The 19,424-nt window shown below is 72.2% G+C and carries 15 protein-coding genes and 1 tRNA gene; 8 read left to right on the top strand and 8 right to left on the bottom strand.

Features of this window, described 5'->3' with window-relative positions; translation table 11 throughout:
- The first annotated feature begins 185 nt into the window (after window positions 1–185).
- Genes DEJ47_RS14560 through DEJ47_RS14545 form a run of 4 tightly spaced genes read left to right on the top strand, consistent with a single transcriptional unit; the run spans window position 186 to window position 5,726 of the window.
- On the top strand, window positions 186–1,091 hold the full coding sequence (locus DEJ47_RS14560) for an FAD binding domain-containing protein (protein ID WP_190415414.1): 906 nt from the start codon (window positions 186–188) through the stop codon (window positions 1,089–1,091).
- On the top strand, window positions 1,088–2,881 hold the full coding sequence (locus DEJ47_RS14555; RefSeq protein WP_150168463.1) for a 2Fe-2S iron-sulfur cluster-binding protein: 1,794 nt from the start codon (window positions 1,088–1,090) through the stop codon (window positions 2,879–2,881). The genes DEJ47_RS14560 and DEJ47_RS14555 overlap by 4 nt, the downstream gene beginning before the upstream one ends.
- Complete coding sequence (locus DEJ47_RS14550) at window positions 2,878–5,190, top strand: xanthine dehydrogenase family protein molybdopterin-binding subunit (RefSeq protein WP_150168461.1); 2,313 nt, start codon at window positions 2,878–2,880, stop codon at window positions 5,188–5,190. Before DEJ47_RS14555 ends, DEJ47_RS14550 begins: the two co-directional genes overlap by 4 nt.
- 38 nt (window positions 5,191–5,228) lie before the next feature.
- A complete protein-coding gene (locus DEJ47_RS14545) occupies window positions 5,229–5,726 on the top strand; it encodes an AAA family ATPase (RefSeq protein WP_150175636.1) in 498 nt (165 codons plus the stop codon).
- 38 nt (window positions 5,727–5,764) lie between these two features.
- On the opposite strand, the gene DEJ47_RS14540 is transcribed toward DEJ47_RS14545, so the two are convergent.
- Window positions 5,765–5,836, bottom strand: a tRNA-Cys gene (locus tag DEJ47_RS14540).
- A 1,591-nt stretch (window positions 5,837–7,427) separates the two neighbouring features.
- Window positions 7,428–7,973 carry a TetR/AcrR family transcriptional regulator gene (locus DEJ47_RS14535; RefSeq protein ID WP_150168459.1) on the bottom strand — a complete coding sequence of 182 codons (546 nt, stop codon included), beginning with the start codon at window positions 7,971–7,973 and terminating at the stop codon, window positions 7,428–7,430.
- A gap of 183 nt (window positions 7,974–8,156) precedes the next feature.
- Here DEJ47_RS14535 and DEJ47_RS14530 point away from each other — a divergent pair, with 183 nt between their 5' ends.
- Complete coding sequence (locus DEJ47_RS14530; RefSeq protein ID WP_150175635.1) at window positions 8,157–9,194, top strand: NADP-dependent oxidoreductase; 1,038 nt, start codon at window positions 8,157–8,159, stop codon at window positions 9,192–9,194.
- A 112-nt stretch (window positions 9,195–9,306) separates the two neighbouring features.
- The gene (locus DEJ47_RS14525) at window positions 9,307–9,921 is read left to right on the top strand and encodes an ArsR/SmtB family transcription factor (RefSeq protein WP_150168457.1); all 615 of its coding nucleotides are present in this window, start codon (window positions 9,307–9,309) and stop codon (window positions 9,919–9,921) included.
- A gap of 152 nt (window positions 9,922–10,073) precedes the next feature.
- Here the strand turns inward: DEJ47_RS14525 and DEJ47_RS14515 are convergent, their stop codons facing one another.
- From DEJ47_RS14515 to DEJ47_RS14505, 3 genes are all read right to left on the bottom strand, one after another.
- A complete protein-coding gene (locus tag DEJ47_RS14515) occupies window positions 10,074–10,880 on the bottom strand; it encodes a S16 family serine protease (RefSeq protein ID WP_150168453.1) in 807 nt (268 codons plus the stop codon).
- Between the two features lie 438 nt (window positions 10,881–11,318).
- Entirely contained in the window at window positions 11,319–11,960 is a 642-nt protein-coding gene (locus DEJ47_RS14510; RefSeq protein ID WP_055568198.1) for an IclR family transcriptional regulator, read from the bottom strand.
- A gap of 351 nt (window positions 11,961–12,311) precedes the next feature.
- The gene (locus tag DEJ47_RS14505; RefSeq protein ID WP_150168451.1) at window positions 12,312–14,111 is read right to left on the bottom strand and encodes a DEAD/DEAH box helicase; all 1,800 of its coding nucleotides are present in this window, start codon (window positions 14,109–14,111) and stop codon (window positions 12,312–12,314) included.
- A 241-nt stretch (window positions 14,112–14,352) separates the two neighbouring features.
- Between DEJ47_RS14505 and DEJ47_RS14500 the strand changes: the two genes are divergently transcribed.
- Window positions 14,353–14,889: a dihydrofolate reductase family protein gene (locus tag DEJ47_RS14500; RefSeq protein ID WP_150168449.1), complete on the top strand. Its 537-nt coding sequence runs from the start codon at window positions 14,353–14,355 to the stop codon at window positions 14,887–14,889.
- A 57-nt stretch (window positions 14,890–14,946) separates the two neighbouring features.
- On the opposite strand, the gene DEJ47_RS14495 is transcribed toward DEJ47_RS14500, so the two are convergent.
- The 3 genes from DEJ47_RS14495 to DEJ47_RS14485 all read right to left on the bottom strand — a co-directional run bounded on the left by DEJ47_RS14495 (window position 14,947) and on the right by DEJ47_RS14485 (window position 17,641).
- Entirely contained in the window at window positions 14,947–16,491 is a 1,545-nt protein-coding gene (locus DEJ47_RS14495; RefSeq protein ID WP_150168447.1) for an MFS transporter, read from the bottom strand.
- A 71-nt stretch (window positions 16,492–16,562) separates the two neighbouring features.
- On the bottom strand, window positions 16,563–16,790 hold the full coding sequence (locus tag DEJ47_RS14490) for a DUF397 domain-containing protein (RefSeq protein WP_150168445.1): 228 nt from the start codon (window positions 16,788–16,790) through the stop codon (window positions 16,563–16,565).
- Complete coding sequence (locus tag DEJ47_RS14485) at window positions 16,787–17,641, bottom strand: Scr1 family TA system antitoxin-like transcriptional regulator (protein WP_398334473.1); 855 nt, start codon at window positions 17,639–17,641, stop codon at window positions 16,787–16,789. The genes DEJ47_RS14490 and DEJ47_RS14485 overlap by 4 nt, the downstream gene beginning before the upstream one ends.
- A gap of 156 nt (window positions 17,642–17,797) precedes the next feature.
- Between DEJ47_RS14485 and DEJ47_RS14480 the strand changes: the two genes are divergently transcribed.
- Window positions 17,798–18,244, top strand: a complete 447-nt coding sequence (locus tag DEJ47_RS14480; RefSeq protein ID WP_150168443.1) for an ATP-binding protein — start codon at window positions 17,798–17,800, stop codon at window positions 18,242–18,244.
- The last annotated feature ends 1,180 nt before the right edge of the window (window positions 18,245–19,424 follow it).

Genomic DNA, 19,424 nt, shown 5'->3' with positions numbered 1-19,424 from the left:
AATGCCTCCTAGCGGACCCCCGCGTCGGGCCCCGGGGAAGATGTGCCAGAGTTGCCACGTCCGGGTTGTGAGCACGTACCGTACGGCGGAACAGGCGTAACGGTGACACGTCGCGAAACGGCGAGCACTTCACATACGCGATGTACGTGGAGCATGCGGCCGGACATCGGGAAGGGGCAGCCGGTTTGACCACGCACGCACCGCAGGCGGCGCAGACACCGCAATCGGTGAAGCTGCCCGCCACGCTGGACGAGGCAGTGGCGGCGCTCGCCGCCATGCCCGCCGCCGTGCCCGTCGCCGGCGGCACGGACCTCATGTCCTCGGTCAATTCGGGACAACTGCGGCCCGCCGCGCTCGTCGGCCTCGGCCGCATCAGCGAGATCCGCGGCTGGCAGTACCAGGACGGCCACGCCCTGCTCGGCGCCGGTCTCACCCACGCCCGCATGGGCCGCCCCGACTTCGCCGCGCTGATCCCCGCCCTCGCCGCCGCCGCGCGCGCCGCGGGGCCGCCCCAGATCCGCAACGCGGGCACCCTCGGCGGCAACATCGCGTCGGCCGCGCCGACCGGTGACGCCCTGCCCGTCCTCGCCGCGCTCGAAGCGGTGCTGATCATCGCGGGACCGGGCGGCGCCCGCCGCGAGATCCCCGTGTCGCACCTGCTCGCAGGCATGGACATGCTCCGCCCCGGCGAACTCATCGGCTTCGTGCGCGTACCGCTGCTGCACGCCCCCCAGGTCTTCCTCAAGGCGACCGGACGGACCGGACCCGGCCGGGCCACGGCTTCCGTCGCCCTCGTCCTCGACCCCGCGCGGCGCGGGGTGCGGTGCGCGGTCGGCGCCATCGCGCCCATGCCGCTGCGTCCGCTGGAGGCCGAGGAGTGGGTGGCCTCCCTGATCGACTGGGACGGCGAGCGGGGCAGCCTCGTCCCGGAGGCGGTCACCGCCTTCGGCGAGTACGTCGCCACCGCCTGCATTCCCGACCAACCCCCGGCGGCCGACGGCACGGAACAGCCGCTGGCCCCCGCGGTACTGCACCTGCGGCGCACCGTCGCCGCGCTGGCCCGACGAGCACTGGGGAGGGCGCTGTCGTGAGCGACGACCGGCACGAAGAGAACACGGCCCACGGCGGCGGCTGGCAGCCGCACCCGCAGGGGGAGTACGACTCCGACGCCACGGCGTTCGTGCAGCTCCCCGAAGGCATGCTGGACGCCCCGCTCGCCGCCCCCGGCCACGGCTACGTACCGCCGCAGATAACGGTCAACCCCACCGTCGCCGACGCCACCGACCCGGCAGCCACCGGCGCCTGGGTCATGCCGCCCGAGGTGACGGGCGCGCTGCGGTGGCCCGACGCGGGCACGGTGCAGGAACAGCCGCCCGCGCACGCGCAGCCGCACGCGTACGACCCTCGGGCGACGGGGCAGTGGAGCTTCCCCGAGGCGGAGTCGCCCGCGGGACAGCAGTCGTCGCACGAGCAGGAGTACCGGCCCGCCTACGAGCAGGAGTACGCCCACCAGTACGGGCAGGAGCCCGCCGCTCCCCCCGCCGACGTCACCGGCCAGTGGTCGATCCCCGTCGCCAATGGTGATCTGCCGGACGAATCGGGCGAGTTCACGGCGTCCTCGCTCGCCGCGCAGTGGGGCGGCGGCACGCCTCCCGCGACGCTGCCCGGCGGCGCGCCCGCGCCCTGGGCGACCGGGGTGGGGGCGGGTGCGCCGTGGGGTGCGCAGGCACCGGCACCGGCGCAGGACGTGCTGCATGAGCCTGCTCCCGAGCGGGTCGCGGAGCCGCTTTCGGAGCCCGAGCCGCAGCCGCAGCCGCAGCCCGAGGCCGAGGCCGAACCGGAGAGCCGGTTCGAGAAGACGCAGCTGCTGCGCGCGATCAAGCTGCCGTCCGCGGAGCCCCCGGTCGCGGAACCCCCGGTCGCGGAGCCCCCGACCGCGGAGCCGGTCGCGGAGCCCGAGCCCGAGCCGGAACCCGAGCCCGAGCCCGAGCTGGAGGTCGTGCCCGAGCCGGAGCCTGCCCCCGAGCCCGTCGACGAACCGGTCGAGGAGCCCGCCGGGCCGGTCGAGTCGGCTCCCGAAGCGACCGTCGAGGCCCCCGAAGCGGCCGAGCCCGTAGAGGTGCCGGACGCGGACGAAACGGTCGCTCCGGATGAAGCGGCCGAAGCGGCCGAAGCTGTCACCCCTGACGCCGCCCCCGCACCCGACGACACCCCGGCCCCCGACGAAACCCCCGACGTCGCCCCCCTCCACGACGACCACCCCCTCGTCTCCTACGTCCTTCGTGTGAACGGCACCGACCGTCCCGTCACCGGTGCGTGGATCGGCGAGTCGCTCCTCTACGTCCTGCGCGAGCGCCTCGGTCTCGCCGGGGCCAAGGACGGGTGCTCGCAGGGCGAGTGCGGGGCCTGCAACGTCCAGGTGGACGGGCGGCTCGTCGCCTCCTGCCTCGTGCCCGCCGCGACCACCGCGGGCAGCGAGGTCCGTACCGTGGAGGGCCTCGCCGCCGACGGGCAGCCGTCCGACGTGCAGCGCGCGCTCGCCGCGTGCGGCGCCGTGCAGTGCGGCTTCTGCGTACCCGGCATGGCGATGACCGTGCACGACCTCCTGGAGGGCAACCCCGCCCCCACCGACCTGGAGGCCCGCCGCGCCCTGTGCGGCAACCTCTGCCGCTGCTCCGGCTACCGAGGTGTCCTGGACGCCGTGCGCGAGGTCGTCGCCGAACGCGAGGCGACCGCGCAACACGAGCACGAGCAAGAGCAACAGCAGCACGACCAGTACGACCAGCACGACCAGCGCGGTCACGCCGAGGCCCACATCCCGCACCAGGCGGGCCCCTACGGCCAGGACGGCCCCTACGGCCAGGACGGAGGCCACGCGTGACCACCGAAGCCACCACCGCGACCACGCCCGCCACCGCCGACCGCCAGGCCGCGGCGGCCGAGCAGCCGCCGCGCGGCATCGGCGCGTCGCTGCCGTCCGCGGAGTCCCGGGTCAAGACCGAGGGCACGTTCCCCTACGCCGCCGACCTGTGGGCCGAGGGCCTCCTGTGGGCGGCGGTCCTGCGCTCCCCGCACGCGCACGCCCGCATCGTCTCCATCGACACCAGCCACGCCCTGGAGATGCCGGGCGTCCGCGCGGTCGTCACGCACGAGGACGTACCGGGCGAACCGCTGCACGGCCGGCGCACCCCGGACCGCCCGGTCTTCGCCTCCGACGTCGTACGCCACCACGGCGAGCCCATCGCCGCCGTCGCCGCCGACCACCCCGACACCGCGCGGATGGCCGCCGCCGCCGTCATCGTCGAGTACGAGGTGCTCGAACCGGTCACCGACCCGGAGAAGGCCTTCGAGGCCGAACCGCTGCACCCCGACGGCAACCTCATCCGCCACATCCCGCTGCGGCACGGCGACCCGGAGGCGGCGGGCGAACTCGTCGTCGAGGGCCTGTACCGCATCGGCCGGCAGGACCCGGCGCCCATCGGCGCGGAGGCGGGGCTCGCGGTGCCGCGGCCCGACGGGGGCGTGGAGCTGTACATCGCCTCCACCGACCCGCACGCCGACCGCGACCGGGCCGCCGCCTGCTTCGACATCACCCCGGACCGCGTGAAGGTCGTCGTCACGGGCGTGCCGGGCGCCACCGCCGACCGCGAGGACGCGGGCTTCCAGCTCCCGCTCGGGCTCCTGGCGCTGCGCACCGGCTGCCCCGTCAAGCTCACCGCGACCCGCGAGGAGTCCTTCCTCAGCCACGCCCACCGCCATCCCACGCTCCTGCGCTACCGCCACCACGCGGACGCCGAGGGCCGCCTCGTGAAGGTGGAGGCGCAGATCCTGCTCGACGCGGGTGCCTACGCGGACACGTCGTCGGAGGCGCTCGCCGCCGCGGTCTCCTTCGCCTGCGGCCCGTACGTCGTGCCGAACGCCTTCATCGAGGGCTGGGCGGTCCGTACGAACAATCCGCCCTCCGGCCACGTCCGGGGCGAGGGCGCGCTCCAGGTGTGCGCCGCCTACGAAGCCCAGATGGACAAGATCGCCAAGAAGCTGGGCGTCGACCCGGCGGAGCTGCGGCTGCGCAACGCCATGGCGACCGGCGACATCCTGCCCACCGGCCAGACGGTGACGTGCCCCGCGCCCGTCGCCGAACTCCTCGCCGCCGTGCGGGACGCACCGCTGCCCGAGCTGCCCAAGGACACCCCCGAGGACGAGTGGCTGCTCCCCGGCGGCCCGGAGGGCGCGGGCGAACCGTCCGCCGTCCGGCGCGGCGTCGGCTACGGCCTCGGCATGGTCCAGCTCCTCGGCGCCGAGGGCACGGACGAGGTGTCCACGGCCACGGTGAAGGTCCATGACGGCGGGGCGACGGTGATCTGCGCGGCCGTCGAGACCGGCCAGGGCTTCACGACGCTGGCCCGCCAGATCGTCCAGGAGACCCTGGGCATCGAGGACGTGCGGGTCGCCCCCGTCGACACGGACCAGCCGCCCGCCGGACCGAGCTGCCGGGGCCGCCACACGTGGGTGTCGGGCGGCGCGGTGGAGCGCGCGGCGAAGATGGTCCGCACACAGCTCCTCCAGCCCCTCGCGCACAAGTTCGGCATGTCCACCGAGCTGCTCCAGATCACCGACGGCAAGATCACCTCGTACGACGGTGTGCTCTCCACGACCGTCACGGAGGCCCTGGAGGGCAAGGAGCTCTGGGCCACGGCCCAGTGCCGCCCCCACCCGACCGAGCCGCTGGACGAGGCCGGGCAGGGCGACGCGTTCGTCGGCATGGCGTTCTGCGCGATCCGTGCGGTCGTGGACGTCGACATCGAGATCGGCGCGGTACGGGTGGTGGAGCTCGCGGTGGCCCAGGACGTGGGCCGCATCCTCAACCCCGCCCAGCTCAAGGCCCGTATCGAGGCGGGCGTCACCCAGGGCGTGGGCGCGGCCCTCACGGAGAACCTCCGCACCCCCCGCGGCCTGGTCCGCCACCCCGACCTGACGGGCTACGCCCTCCCGACCGCCCTGGACACCCCGGACATCCGCATCGTGAAGCTGGTGGAGGAACGGGACGTCGTGGCCCCCTTCGGCGCGAAGGCGGCCAGCGCCGTCCCGGTGGTGACGTCCCCCGCGGCCATCGCCTCGGCGGTCCGCGCGGCGACGGGCCGCCCGGTCAACCGCCTCCCGATCCGCCCCCAGGCGGCGGTCGCGACGTGACGCCCGCCGGGGGCGCGGTGGTCGTCGTCACCGGCATCATGGCGTCCGGCAAGTCCACGGTCGCGCAGGCGCTGGCCGAGCGGCTGCCGCGGGCCGCGCACGTGCGGGGGGACGCGTTCCGCCGCATGATCGTGTCGGGCGGAGTGCCGTACGAGGGTGTGCCGGGCGGCGAGGGCGAGGCCCAACTCCGCCTGCGCTACCGCCTCTCGGCGTCCACCGCCGACGCCTACGCCTACGCCGGGTTCACCGCCGTCGTCCAGGACGTGATCCTGGGCGAGGAGTTGAAGGCGTACGTGGAACTCGTCCGCACCCGCCCTGCCTACGTCGTCGTGCTCGCCCCACGCCCCGAAGTGGTCGCGGCCCGCGAGGCCGCCCGCGGCAAGACGGGGTACGGCGCGTGGACCGTCGACGACTTGGACGCGATCCTGCGGGAGCAGACGCCTCGGCTCGGACTCCGGCTGGACAGCGGGGAGTTGACGGTCGAGGAGACGGTGGACGCGATCCTCGCGGGCCTGGACGAGGCCCGGGTGAAATAACTCCTCCCGGGCCCCGTGGGGTACCACGGTCGGGCAAGAGGCCGTGGCGGGATTCGAACCCGCGTTACTGGATTTGCAGTCCAGCCCCTGAGCCTCTCGGGCACACGGCCAAGTCGTCGACTCGACTCGACGTGACGCGTCTCATCTCGTCGACCTGACTCGTTGAACGTAGCCGTGGTCGTGCGGCCGCCTCAAGCGGTCACGGGGTGCTGCAACGGGACTGCCATGTGCCGTTCACGAATGGGGCGTACGGGGGCGGTGGAGCGGTGGAGCGGTGGAGCCGTGCGGGACACAGTCTCCATCGCCTCGCCACGTACGCCCCCTCAGCGGTGACTTCGGTGGGCCGGTGTCTTTGATGGTTGCCGGGGCCGCCCGGGGTTTTGCGGAGTGTGGCGGTTCCGGGCCGGGAGTAAAGGGCGCTCCGCTGCGCTGCGCGTCGGCTGCGCCGATTCCGCTGCGCTCCACCCTTGACTCCCGTCCCTCCACCGCGACTTGACCTTTGACCCGGACGGCCAGGGGTGGGGGCAACGGGGACCGCTGGGGCAGTCATCGGCTTTCGCTGCCGGGTGCGGCCCGGTCCATCGTGGGCGGCGGGTCACGGTCACGGGCCCGCCTACCGCGCGGCTTGGCCGCTCGGGCCATCGGCTCGCGTTGCCGGGTGCGGCCCGTCCCAACGCAAGCCGCCCTCACGGTTCGGGTCGGGTCATCGGCTTGCGTTGCCGGGTGCGGTCCGGTTCATCGTGGGCGGGAGTCATGGTCGATGAGCTGTGTTCCGGTCGGGGGCTGCCCCCCCTCCGGCACCTACTTTGGGAAAGTTGCGAAGCGGCGGGCCACGCGCCCCCCTCGGCAGACTGAATGCGCCCCCATGGCTGGCCTTCCTTGGTTCGGGCTGCCCCCTCCGGCACCTACTTTGGAGAAGTTGCGAACCGGCACACTGCGCGCCCCCCTTCTCACTCCCCGCGCGCCGCCTCCCGCGTCACCGGCCTCACGAATCTGGCGCGGTGAGCCAGCGCATTGGGGGGCGTATGCGGCTTGGCAGGGGGGCGTGCGGTGAACGCATTCGCAACTTTCCCAAAGTAGGTGCCAGGGGAGGGGCGGCCCGACCCGAGGCGGGCCAGGGGCGCACTCGGTCTGCGAAGGGAGCGCGCGGCCAACCCATTCGCAACTTTCCCAAAGTAGGTGCCGGAGGGCGCGGCGCCCCCCGGGCCACAGCTCATCGAGTATTGCTCCCGCCCACGTTGGGCCGGTCCGCACCTGGCCGCGAGAGCGGATGTCCCACCCCGGACAGTGAGGGCGACTCACGATGAGCCGGTCCGCACCCGGCAGCGCGAGCGGATGACCCGAGCGGCTCGGCCGCGCGGCGGGCGGTCACGCAACCCTGGCCGTCGGCCACGATGGACCGGGCCGCACCCGGCAGCGAAAGCCGATGACTGCCCCAGCGGTCCCCGTTGCCCCCACCCCTGGCCGTCCGGGTCAAGAGGCAGCTCGCGGTGGAGGGACGGGAGTCAAGGGTGGAGCGCAGCGGAATCGGCGCAGCCGACGCGACCGAAGGAAGCGCCCTTTACTGCCGGCCCGGAACCGCCACACTCCGCAAAACCCCGGGCGGCCCCGGCAACCGTCGAAGGCGCAGGCCCACCGAAGCCGCGGACAGGACGCGCACGCGCGCACGCACGCACCGTCCGCGAGCCCGGAACAGCGTCCTCAGCGCGGACTGACCGCGCCGGTGACGACGTCGAAGAGGTGGTCGGCGCGGGGCGCGAGCGAGGGCTGGTCGCCGAGCCAGGCGAGCATCGCGACCAGCGCGAACAGGTCGGCCCCGTCGATATCGCCCCGCGCCACCCCCGCTTCCTGCGCACGCACGAGCAACCGCGCCCCCGCCGCGCGCAGCGCCACGCACGACGCGTGGAGCGCGGACTCGGGCTCCTCGATCGCGGCGGCTATCAGTACCGTCACGCCCCGGTACTCGGTCGTCCACGCGACGGCGTCCCGCAGCCAGGAGACGAGAGCGTCCCCGGGCGCACCCGACGTCTCCAACGCACACGCCTTCTCCGTCAGTTCGTCGAAACCCGTGCGGAGCAGGGCGTCGAGCAGCGCCTCGCGCGTGGGGAAGTGCCGAAGCAGCGTCGCGAGCCCGACGTCGGCCCGGCGCGCGATGTCGCGCAGGGCCACGTCGACGCCCTGCTCGGCGATGGCGGCGCCCGCTACGGCGAGCACATGGTCGCGGTTCTTCCTGGCGTCGGCCCGCATCTGTCCCTGCCCTGCCCTTCCTCGACCGCTTGACTATCCGGATCAGTGGTCCATATATTCGGATCACTGGTCCATTTATGTGGATCGTTGGTCCGGATGAGCGTATCCCGCGGCACGAGCAGGAGAGAAACGATGGCGGCCAACCCGATGCCCACCACGGTGTCCACCCCGAAGCCCCGCACGATGAAGGCGATTCGGCTGCACGAGTTCGGTGCCCCCGGAGTCCTGCGCCACGAGGACGTGCCGATCCCCGAACTGGGGCCGGGCGAGGTGCTCGTCCGCGTGCACGCGGTCGGGCTCAACCCTCCCGACTGGTACGCGCGTGAGGGAATGCCCGACGTGCCGCCCGAGCTGAAGCCCCCGTTCCACCTCCCCCTGATCCCGGGAACGGACGTCTCCGGCGTAGTGGAGGCCCTCGGCCCCGAGGCCGATGGCGGCGACGGCGCCGACGCCGCCTCCGGCGCCCACCGCTTCGCCGTAGGAGACGAAGTCATCGGCCTGCTGCGCTTCCCCGCCGCTCTCCAGAGCGGCGCGTACGCCGAGTATGTCACCGCCCCGGTGGCCGACCTGGCCCACAAGCCGGCCACGGTCGACCACGCGCACGCCGCCGGCCTGCCCATGTCCGGGCTCACGGCATGGCAGTACCTGATCGAGCTCGGGCACGATCACCCCTCGCCGTTCCAGGAGGCCCGGCACCGCCCGATCCCGCTCGCGAGCGACACCACCGTCCTCGTCAACGGCGCCGCGGGCGGCGTGGGGCACCTCGCCCTGCAGCTCGCGAAGTGGAAGGGTGCGCGCGTCATCGCCGTGGCCTCCGGCACCCACGAGGCGTTCCTGCGCGATCTCGGCGCGGACGAGTTCATCGACTACACCAAGGAGCGCGCCGAGGACGTCGTCCGCGACGCCGACCTCGTCCTGGACGCGGTCGGAGGCCCGCGCAGCAAGCGATTCCTGCGCACGCTGAAGCGCGGCGGCTCCCTCTTCCCCGTCTACTTCGGCGACTTCGACGACGCCGAGAACGCGGAGCTGGGCATCACGGTCACGCTCACCCAGGTCCGGTCGAACGGCGCGCAACTCGCGGAACTGGCCCGCCTGATCGACGCGGGAGCGGTGCGGGTCACACTCGACAGCACGTTCCCGCTCGCGGACGCGCGGGCCGCGCACGAGCGGGCCGCCCGAGGGCACATCCAGGGAAAGATCGTGCTCACCGTCGCGAACTGAAGTCCGGCGGCTGCTCTGTGCCGCAGCGCGGCGCGGCGACGCCCGACGAGTTGCAAAGACTCCGTTGCAAAAACCGTTGCAACGGAGTCTTTGCATGCTTACGCTGAGGGGCATGACGGAAGACGACCGCTCCGGGGCCCGCCCCCGGAACGTCCACCACCTGAACCCCCGCTCCCTGCGGGGCCTGGCGCACCCGCTCCGGATGCGCCTGCTCACCTCCCTGCGCCACGACGGCCCGGCCACGGCGACCCAACTCGCCGCCAGGCTCGGCGAGTCGAGCGGAGCGACCAGCTACCACCTGCGGCAGCTCGCGGAGTACGGCTTCGTCGAGGACGACCCGGACCGCAACAAGGGCCGGGAGCGGTGGTGGCGCTCCGCCCACCAGGGCACGCGTACCGACGAGGAGTTGATCCGCGACCCCAACCCGGAGGTGCAGGCCGCGCTCAGTACGCTCCTGTACGAGTACGCGACGCAGCGCGCCCAAGAGGTGACCACGTGGATCGCGACACGGCACGAGTGGTCGTCCGCGTGGGACGAGGCGGCGGACACCAGCGACTACACCCTCACCCTGTCCCCGGCCCAGGCCTCGGAACTGAGCCGCAAAGTCGAAGCGCTCATGGAGAGTTACCGCGGCACGCCCCCGCCCGAGGGCACCCCGGACGTGGCGCAGGTGCGCGTCCACTCGCACATCTTCCCGACCCGCCCGGCACCGGCCGGGGACGCCTGAGAGGAGCTGAACCATGCACCCTGACGTGCATCTGATGCTGCACGAGGAGCGCGCCGAACGGTTACGTCGCGCGGCCCCGCCCCGCCGGGTGAGGCGTCGCCGCCTCCGCGCTCAAGTGGGCTGGCGCCTCGTCGAGTTGGGGCTGCGGCTCGTCAGCAGCTCGGGACCTTCCCGCCCTTTTCCAGCGCCCGCAGCGCGTCGACCGTTCCCTTCAGCGTCGTGATCGGGACGAGTCGCAGGCCCTTCGGCAGCTCGGCCTGAGCGTCCGAGCACTCCGCCTCCGGGACGAGGAAGACCGTGGCGCCGTCGCGGCCCGCCGCCTGCGTCTTGAGGGCGACACCGCCCACCGGGCCCACCTTGCCGTCGGCCGTGATCGTGCCGGTGCCCGCGATCTTGCGGCCGCCCGTGAGGTCGCCGCCGCTGCCGTCGCCGTCGAGCTTGTCGATGATGCCGAGCGAGAGGAACAGGCCCGCGCTCGGCCCGCCGATCTTCCCGAGGTCGGCCTTGACCTTCACCTTGTCGGTGTCGTCGACACCGTTCGCCTTGAGGTAGTTCAGCGCCGCGTCCGTGGCGGCGTCCTGTGACTTCCGCATGTCACCGAGGTTGTGCTTCTCGACCTCCTCGACGTCGTCGCCGACGGGGTAGACGGAGTCCTTGGGCATCACGGCCCGGTCGCTCCGGAACCATCCGTCGATGACATCGCCGAGGTACACGTCCATCTGCGGGCCCGTGGCCACGATGGTGGTCATCCGCAGCTCACCACGGGTCTCCCGGGTGGCCACGCCGCTGACCGTCAGGACGGGCTTCCCTTCGTGCTTCCCGAGCACGTCGGCGGTCCCCCCGGGCTGCGCCACGGCGAACGGCAACGGCGCCAGCCCGGCGACGGCGAGCAGAGCCACGACGGGCAGGGCGCAGAGAGCGAGGGCCTGGGAGCGCGTGAGACGAGAGAACGAGAACACGGGATCAATCTACGTGACCGTCCCGACGCCGAGATTCCAGCCCGCCCGGCCCGCACGGGTAGGGGCGCCAGCCCTCCGGCACGCACGGGAGGCGGGGTGCAGGCCCATCCGGCACGCACGGAGGCTGGGCTGCGGCCCGTCCGGCACCCATGAGAACGGAGTTCCAGCTCCCTCTGCACCCACGAGGACGGGGTGTCAGCCTGTCCGGCACACACGGGGGAGCGGGGCGTCAGTCCGTCCGGCACGCGCGGGGGAGGGGCGTCAGTCCGTCCGGCACCCATGAGAACGGAGTTCCAGCCCGCTCTGCACCCGCGAGGACGAGGTTCCAGCCTGCTCAGCACCCGCGAGGACCGGTTTCAGCCCGTCCGGCGTTTGAGGACGAGCAACGGCGGAGCCGGCGACAGACCGCGCCCCGTGACACCGCTCGCCCGCGCGGCCTCAGCGCAACGCGTCGGCCACCTCCCGCGCCGCGTCCACCACCCGCGGCCCCACCCTCTCCGGCACCGAATCCGCCAGCATGACCACGCCCACGCTGCCCTCCAGGCCCGTCACGCCCACCAGCGGCGCCGCCGCGCCGCTCGCGCCCGCCTCCAGTTCGCCGTGGGTGAGCGCGTAGCCGGGGTCCGTGACCAGGCCCTGCCGGGCCGCGAGGATCGCGCGGCCCGCCGCCCCCCGGTCGAGCGGGTGACGGAAACCCGTGCGGTACGCGACGTGGTAGTCCGTCCACGTCGGCTCGACCACCGCGACCGCGAGGGCCTCCGAGCCGTCGACGAGGGTGAGGTGGGCCGTCGCGCCTATGTCCTCCGCGAGCGAGCGCAGCGCCGGCAGCGCGGCCTCGCGCACGAGCGGATGCACCTGCCGGCCGAGCCGCAGCACGCCGAGGCCGACGCGGGCCCGGCCGCCCAGGTCGCGGCGCACGAGCGCGTGCTGTTCGAGCGTGGCGAGCAGGCGGTAGACCACCGTGCGGTTCACGCCGAGCTTGTTGGAGAGCTCGGTGACCGTGAGGCCGTGGTCGGTGTCGGCCAGCAGCTTGAGGACGCGCAGTCCTCGGTCGAGCGTCTGGGAAGTCTCCGCGGTCACGACGCCCACTCCTTAGGTGAGGGTCGGCGGCCCCCCTACGCGGCGGTTGCGTCGCCGGTCCCGTGGGCGACGCGCGTCAGAGGCCGCCGGTCGGAACACCGGCTGCGCTCCGCGGCGGCGCTGCCACGGGGCGTGTGCTTTGCGGGGACATTAGCGAGGCCGTCCCGCTGAGCGGAAGACTTCGTCCAGAATCCGGGCACGGGGACGCCCCTAGCGCCCCCCATTGCCCCATTACGCGATGGCCGCCTCGGAGGCCGCACGCACCACCTCCGCACACGAACTCCCCACTCGGAACCCCCGGCTCCTTACTCGAACGTCACTTCATGAACGTACGAGCGTGCCGTCCGAGCGTCACTTCATGCGGGTGGCCCACTCCTGGACCTTCTCGATGCGCTGCCGCAGCTGCCCCGCCGTGGCCTCCGCGCTCGGCGGGCCGCCGCAGGTGCGGCGCAGCTCGGTGTGGATCACGCCGTGCGGCTTACCGCTCTGATGGACGTACGCGCCGACCATCGTGTTGAGCTGCTTCCGCAGCCCGAGGAGCTCCTTGTGGGAGACGACGGGCCGCCGCTCGGCGGGCAGTTCAAGCAGGTCGGCCTCTTCGTCCGGCTTCTTCCTGCTGTGGGCGATCTGCCGGGCCTGCCGCTTCTGCAGCAGCATCTGCACCTGGTCGGGTTCGAGGAGCCCCGGGATGCCGAGATAGTCCTGCTCCTCCTCGCTCCCCGGGTGCGCCTGCATGCCGAACTCGGCGCCGTCGAACAGCACGCGGTCGAAGACGGCCTCGGACTCCAGCGCCTCGAACGAGAACTGCTCCTGCTCCCCGGTGTCCTCGTCCTCCTGCTTGTTGGCCTCGTCCATCTCCTTCTCGGACTCGGCGTACGGGTCCTCCTCGCCCTCCTTCTTCGGCTTGTCGAGGGCGTGGTCCCGCTCCACCTCCATCTCGTTGGCGAAGGTGAGCAGGTCGGGGACGGTGGGCAGGAAGACGGACGCGGTCTCGCCGCGCCGCCTGGACCGCACGAAACGGCCGACGGCCTGCGCGAAGAACAGCGGCGTCGAGATGGTGGTGGCGTACACGCCGACCGCGAGGCGCGGCACGTCGACACCTTCGGACACCATGCGGACGGCGACCATCCACCGGTCCGTACTGGCGCTGAAGTCGTCGATGCGCTTGGACGCGCCGGTGTCGTCGGAGAGGACGACGGTGGCCTTGGTCCCGGTGATCTCCCGGATCAGCTTGGCGTACGCACGCGCGGAGTCCTGGTCGGAGGCGATGACGAGGCCGCCCGCGTCCGGAATGGCCTTCCTGACCTCGGTGAGCCGCTTGTCGGCGGCCTTGAGGACGTTCGGCATCCACTCGCCGCGCGGATCGAGCGCGGTACGCCAGGCCTGGCTGACGGCGTCCTTCGTCATCGGCTCGCCGAGCCGCGCCGCGATCTCGTCGCCGGCCTTGGTGCGCCAGCGCATGTTGCCGGAGTACGAGAGGAAGATGACGGGCCGCACGACGCCGTCACCGAGCGCGCTGCCGTAGCCGTACGTGTAGTCGGCGGCGGACCGCCGGATGCCGTCGTTCCCTTCCTCGTACTGCACGAACGGGATCGGGTTCGTGTCGGACCGGAACGGCGTACCGGTGAGCGCGAGGCGGCGGGTGGCGGGCTCGAACGCCTCCAGGCACGCCTCACCCCACGACTTGCTGTCCCCCGCGTGGTGGATCTCGTCGAGGATCACGAGCGTCTTGCGCTGCTCGGAGCGGTTGCGGTGCAGCATCGGCCGTACACCGACGCCCGCGTACGTCACGGCGACGCCGTGGTACTCCTTGCTCAGCGGTCCCGCGCTGTACTCGGGGTCCAGCTTGATGCCCACCCGGGCGGCGGCCTCGGCCCACTGCTTCTTCAGGTGCTCGGTGGGCGCGACGACCGTGACCTGCTGGACGACGTGGTGGTGCAGCAGCCAGGACGCGAGCGTGAGCGCGAACGTCGTCTTGCCGGCGCCGGGGGTGGCGACGGCGAGGAAGTCTCGCGGCTGCTCCTGGATGTACCTGTCCATCGCCGCCTGCTGCCAGGCACGCAGCTTGTTGGCGGTACCCCACGGGGCACGGCCGGGAAAGGCGGGGGAGAGGTGGTGGGAGGAGTTGGCGGCGGCGCTGGTGGTAGTCACGGTCTCCGGGTTCGCGGGTCGGCGGCACGTATGACAACCGGGCCACCTTACCGGTGATGCGTTGACGTTCCACTGAGGCCGAGGCGGTGACGGGGGCGGGTGCGACAGGTCTCACACGGGGCGCGAAACGCTCGGAACGCCGGTACGGCGATGTCCGTCCAGGTCACGGCTTCCGTAGGGGAAGATGCCGCTCCCCGGCCTACGATGCGATCCCGGCCCTCCACCTGCTTGGAGACGACGCATGACGGACGCGAGCATCGGCAAAGTGGTCGTGAACAGGGTGATGTCCCTGGACGGCTTCATCGCCGGTCCCGGCCACACGATGGACTGGATCTTCGAGCACATGACGTCGGCGACGTTCCCCGAGGTCATGGCGGCCACGGGCGCGATGCTCATCGGCCGGGGCACGTACGAGGTCGGCAAGCGCATGTCCGACGAGAACCCCGACTACGAAGGCGGGCCGCGCTTCGTCCTCACGCACCGCCCGCCCGATGATCCCGACCCCGACGTCACCTTCCTCACCTGCGACATCGAGGAGGCCGTTGCCACGGCACGCCGCGCCGCCGGCGACAAGAACCTGGAGATCCTCGGCGCCGACCTGGCCGCCCAGTGCCTGCGACGCGGTCTCGTCGACGAGATCCTCGTGTACGTGCTGCCGGTGCTGCTCGGCGACGGCGTCCGCTTCACACCGCCGGGCCTCGACCGGATCGACCTGGAGCCGTACGGCAACGTGCAGTCGGGCGGGGTGACGATGCTGCGGTTCCGCGTGCGCAAGTAGGGGTGACGTGCCCGACGCACCCGCCCGGACGGCGGGCCCGCCTGGCCCTCCGCTCGCCTAGCCCTCCGCCCGCCCGTCCGGTGCCGTGTCCGACAGGACGTCCATGCGTACGTCCGTCACGACGTCGGTCACCACGAGCCCCGTCTCGTCCGCCGCCGGGACCGCCGCGTCGCCCGCCGCGGCCTCCTCCGGCACCTGCGGGCCCTGCAGCCTCGTCCCCACCCACGCCCCGACCAGGGCGACCACGGCCATCGGCACGAAGACGGCGACGAACGCGGCGGGATGCGACCCGGCGGCACCGTCCGCCGCGTCCGCGCCGTGGCCCGCGCCCACCGTGCCGCCCCCGAGCGCGGCGAACGCGGCACCTCCGGCGGCCAGCAGGAGCACGTTCGACAGACCGTCCGAGATCTGCAGCGCCGCCGAGTTCGACCCCGCGTCCGCGGGCGCGGACAGCCGCAGCAGCAGCACGCTGGTCGAGGCGATCACCATGCCCATGCCGAAGCACCCGAAGCCCCACGCGACCCCCACGATCCACACGGGCACGGACTCGATGAGCACCGTCGGCACGGCGAGTATGGCCGCCGCGACGAGCACCATGCCCGCGGCGACGAGCCGCGCCCGGTAGGGCTCCATCCGAGGCCGCGACTGCACGTACGACCCGAGCGCCCATGTCGCCCCGCCCACCGCGAGCGAGAGCCCCGCCATGGTCGGGCTCAGCCCGCGCTGCGTCACGAGCATGAGGGGTACGAAGGACTCCGCCGCTACGAACGACCCCGCCGCGACGCCGCGCAGCAGCACGACCGACGGCAGGCCACGCGCCGCCCGGTACGTCCCCTTCGGCAGCAGTCCGAGCACCGCCGGCACGAGGACCGCCCCGCCGACCACGGCGGGCAGCAGCGACAGCCACCGCAGGTCCTGCCCCGCGTACTGGAGCAGCCCCGCGCCCAGCGAGATCCCGAGCGCCAGCCGGATGCGGCGCCGGTCGAACGCGGCGACCGGCGCGTCCGGGTCGACCGGACCCGACGCCGTCCGCCGTATCGCGGGCAGCGCGAGCGCGAGCGGCGCGAGCACGAGGACGGGGATGCCGACGAACACCCAGCGCCAGCCGAGGTGTTCCGTGACCGACCCGGAGATCAGCGGCCCCACGACCGACGGCACGACCCAGCTCGCCGCGAACGCCGCCATGATCGAAGCCCGCAGATGCTCGGGGTAGGCGCGGCTGACGATCACGTACAGCCCGACGATGACCAGGCCTCCGCCGAGCCCCTGCACGGCCCGCCCCGCGATGAACAGCCACATCGCCCCGGCGGTGCCGCTCAGCAACAGCCCCGCTGCGAACAGGGCGATGCCTGTCGCCAGCGGGCCGAGCGGTCCTCGCCGGTCCGCCCACTGGCCGCTCAGCACCATGCCGAAGAGGCTCGTGGTGAAGTACCCGGAGAAGGCGAAGGCGTACAGCGACACGCCGTCGAGCTCCCTGGCCGCCACCGGCATCGCCGTCCCTACGGCGGTCGCCTCGAAGGCGATGAGCAGTACGACGGACACGATGCCGATGCTCAGGGCTCTGTAGGGCTTGCTCAGTACGCCGCCGGTGTCGTCAGTCATGCACGCCAGGGTAAGAGGCGTGGGCTGCTTTTACCCCTGTCCGGGGGTGGGGGCTTGCTGGTCCCTTGGTCTTACGCCTCTGAGTCCTGCGAGGCGTAAGCGGCGTATGTGACGAAGGCGGACCAGGTGGAGGGGGTGAGGGTGAGGTGGGGGGTGTGGGGGGTCTTGGAGTCGCGGATGTGGATGTGGGCGGGGGTGGTGGCTATCTCGACGCAGTCTTCGCCGTTGCTGCTGCTGCTGTAGCTGCTCTTGAACCACTCCAGTTCGAGGCGGTCACCAGTAGTGCCCTTGCGGATCATGTTTCTCCCAGCACTTCCTCGATGAAGGTTCGCGTCTCTCCCGGCGTGAGAGCGCGGGCCCGGATGATGCCATACCGGAGTTCAAGAATACGGAGCTGCCTCGGATCAGAGACTGGACGGCCGCCGAACTCTCCATCAGAGCGGCCCACAGCTGTCCCGTCACCGAACTTGAGCAACTCGATCAGGCCTCCAGTTCCCGGGTGGTCGCCTCGATCAGTGGGCATCACCTGAACTTCGACGTTCCGCAACTCGCCGACTTCCAGAAGGCGTTCGAGCTGCCGCCGCAGCACCATTGTCCCCCCGATCGGCCGCCGTAGGGTCACCTCCTCCTGTACGAAGCTGAGTTCAGGCGCAGGTGAGCGGTCGAAAATCGATCGGCGAGCCATTCGCGCAGCGACAAGGCGCTCCAGATCTTCGACTGCGTATGTAGGCCTCCGCGTCTCCAGCAAGGCCCGCGCGAACTCCTCCGTTTGCAGCAGACCGTGGACGTTGTGGTTGCTGTACAGCCCTACTTCGACCGCCCGCTCCTCCAGCTTGGCAAGCTCGCGGACCTTCCTCGGGTACCTGGCTTCCCTCATCTCCTTCTTCATCGCGGAGACGAACCCACCGGCGTCCACCACTTCCTCCACCCGGTCCAGGTACTCGGGGCGGGGGATGCGTGCCCCGCGCTCGACCTTGCGGACCAGGTCCTCCCCGTACCCGATGGCCGCCGCGAACTCGGCCACCCTCATCCCCGCCGTCTCCCTCCGCAGCCTCAGCTGATGGCCGACCATCTCGACCACCGAGCTGATCTCGTCCTCCGGGTCGACGTCCCAACCCGGCTCGTCCACACCGTCGTTACGTTCTTCCACAGCACCCACCTCCGACGTACCGCCCGAACCAACGCGCACACGTACCCGGTCGCCTACATGGACAGCCGGGACAAGCCGGGACAACGTCCGGACAGACCCCGCACGCACAGCGCGCCGCCCTGTTCACGCTACGCACGGCCCGCCACGCTGAGTGACGTGAACCAAGAAACCACCCGGCCCCAAACCCCCACGCCCGTACGCCAGTTCACGATCTTGCTCTCCGCGACGAGGAGAGGCGCGCGACTGGCCCGGCTCCTGACGAGGGAGCAACTGCACAGCTGGGGCTGCCCGAGCGACGCCGCAGAGCACGTCGTCGCCGAGCTGGCCAACAACGCCGTGCTGCACGGTCACGTGCCGGGCCGGAGCTTTCGACTCGGCCTCCTGCTCAGCGCGGCGAACACGCTGCGTATCGAGGTGACGGACGCGCGGGCGGACCGCAGCCCGCCTCTGCATCCGCGCAGGCCTTCCGCCGAGGCGGAGTCGGGGAGGGGCCTGCTCCTGATCGAGGCGCTCGCGGACCGCTGGGGAACGGACTTGGGGCCGCTCCCGCTCCGCCCCTGCAAGACGATCTGGGCGGAACTTGACGTACCGAGAAAACGGTAGCGGTGACTTCGGTGGGCCGGTGTCTTTGATGGTTGCCGGGGCCGCCCGGGGTTTTGCGGAGTGTGGCGGTTCCGGGCCGGGAGTAAAGGGCGCTCCGCTGCGCTGCGCGTCGGCTTCGCCGATTCCGCTGCGCTCCACCCTTGACTCCCGTCCCTCCACCGCGAGCTGCTTCTTGACCCGGACGGCCAGGGGTGAGGCGGCGGATCCGGGTGGGTGGGTCATTGCCGTTCATCGCCGGGTGCGGACCGGTCCAACGCAAGCCGCCCTCACCGTCCGGGGCGGGCCATCTGCTCTCGTGGCCGGGTGCGGCCCGGTCCATCGTGGGCGGGAGTCATGGTCGATGTGCCGTGCCCGTCCGGGAGCGCCTCGGGCCGCGCCCTCCGGCACCTACTTCGGGAAAGTTGCGAATGCCTTGGCCGCGCGCCCCCACCCAAGCCCTGTACGCCCCCGGGGATTCGGGGATTCGGGGTTTGGTCGGGTCGGGCGGTCCTCTCCGGCACCTACTTGGGGAAAGTTGTGAACCCTACCGGCGCGCGCCCCCCTTCGCACCACCGCACGCCGCCCCCACCCACCCCTCATCGCGCGCATCCACCGGGGCAAGCCCGCATGAGAGAGGGGCGCGCATGGCTCGACAGAGGGGGCGCGCGGCAACCTCATTCGCAACTTTCCCCAAGTAGGTGCCGGAGGGGGGGCGGCCCCCGGCCGGATACAGCTCATCGAACATGACTCCCGCCCACGATGAACCGGACCGCACCCGGCAACGCAAGCCGATGACCCGACCCGAACCGTGAGGGCGGCTTGCGTTGGGACGGGCCGCACCCGGCAACGCGAGCCGATGGCCCGAGCGGCCAAGCCGCGCGGTAGGCGGGGCCGTGACCGTGACCCGCCGCCCACGATGGACCGGGCCGCACCCGGCAGCGAAAGCCGATGACTGACCCAGCGGTCCCCGTTGCCCCCACCCCTGGCCGTCCGGGTCAACAAGCAGCTCGCGGTGGAGGGACGGGAGTCAAGGGTGGAGCGCAGCGGAATCGGCGCAGCCGACGCGACCGAAGGGAGCGCCCTTTACTCCCGGCCCGGAACCGCCACACTCCGCAAAACCCCGGGCGGCCCCGGCAACCATCAAAGACACCGGGTGCCCCACAACAACCCTCCCTGGACAACTAGTTGACGTGTCATATAG

Origin of the sequence: Streptomyces venezuelae (genome assembly GCF_008642355.1) — a bacterium.
Classification (GTDB): Bacteria; Actinomycetota; Actinomycetes; order Streptomycetales; family Streptomycetaceae; genus Streptomyces; species Streptomyces venezuelae_B.
Note: the sequence above shows the minus strand (reverse complement) of the source record. Positions and strands in the feature narration are given on the sequence as shown.